Annotated in this window: 1 protein-coding gene; it reads left to right on the top strand. The window is 75.0% G+C overall.

Features of this window, described 5'->3' with window-relative positions; all coding sequences use genetic code 11:
- Positions 1-5 precede the first annotated feature (5 nt).
- Positions 6-945 (top strand): beta-ketoacyl reductase (locus SSOG_RS53165; protein WP_342634264.1); only part of this gene is annotated, 940 nt, incomplete at its 3' end.

The following is a 945-nucleotide window of genomic DNA, read 5'->3' as shown; positions in this document are numbered from 1 at the left end:
CGCGCCTGCCGGCGCGGGGGCCTGGGAGCCGACCGGAAACGGTCCTGATCACCGCAACCAAAAACGCGCTCGGCGGACCCGTAACCCGGTGTCTAACCCGCGCGGGCGCGCCGCATCTGTTGCTCGCCGGGCGACGGGGCTCCCAGGCGCCGGGAATCGGCGCGTTGCGCGACGAGCTGGCCGCACTCGGGACGCGGGTCACCGTCGCCGCGTGCGATGTCGCCGACCGGGCGCAGCTGACCGCGCTGCTGGAGGGCGTTCCGGCCGAACACCCCCTGACCGGGGTGGTGCACACCGCCGGTGTGCTGGACGACGGCGTGCTCGACCGGTTGACCCCGGAGCGGTTCGGGGACGTGTTCCGGTCCAAGGTCACCTCCGCGTTTCTGCTCGACGAGCTGACACGCGGGGCGGACCTGTCGGTGTTCGCGCTGTTCTCCTCCGCGTCCGCCGTCGTGGGCAACCCCGGTCAGGCGAACTACGCGGCGGCGAACGCCGTGCTGGACGCCCTGGCCGAGCAGCGGCGGGCGCATGGCCTGCCCGCGACCTCGATCGCCTGGGGTGCCTGGGGCGGTGGCGGCACGGCGGGGAAGGCCGAGGCCGAAGAGGCGGCCCGCCGGGCGGGGGTCCACGCGATGGACCCGCAGCTGGCGAGCGAGGCGCTGCGCCGGCTTGTGACGGAAGCGGATCCCACCGCGCTGGTCGCCGAGATCGCCCCGGAACGGTTCGCCCAGGCGTACAGCACGGCCCGGCCGAGCGCGTTGCTCCGCGAACTGCCCGGCTACCAGGAGCTGGTGGCCGCACGCGGCGAACCGGCGGACTCCGCGGGCGACGTGCTGCGGGAGCGGCTGGTGAGGCTCCCCGCGGGCAGGCGCCTGGAGGCCGTGCTCGTCATGGTCCGCACCCGGTCCGCGTACGTACTCGGCTACCGCACCGCGGACGCGGTCG

The sequence above is a fragment of the Streptomyces himastatinicus ATCC 53653 genome, assembly GCF_000158915.1.
GTDB classification, from domain to species: Bacteria; Actinomycetota; Actinomycetes; order Streptomycetales; family Streptomycetaceae; genus Streptomyces; species Streptomyces himastatinicus.
Note: the sequence above shows the minus strand (reverse complement) of the source record. Positions and strands in the feature narration are given on the sequence as shown.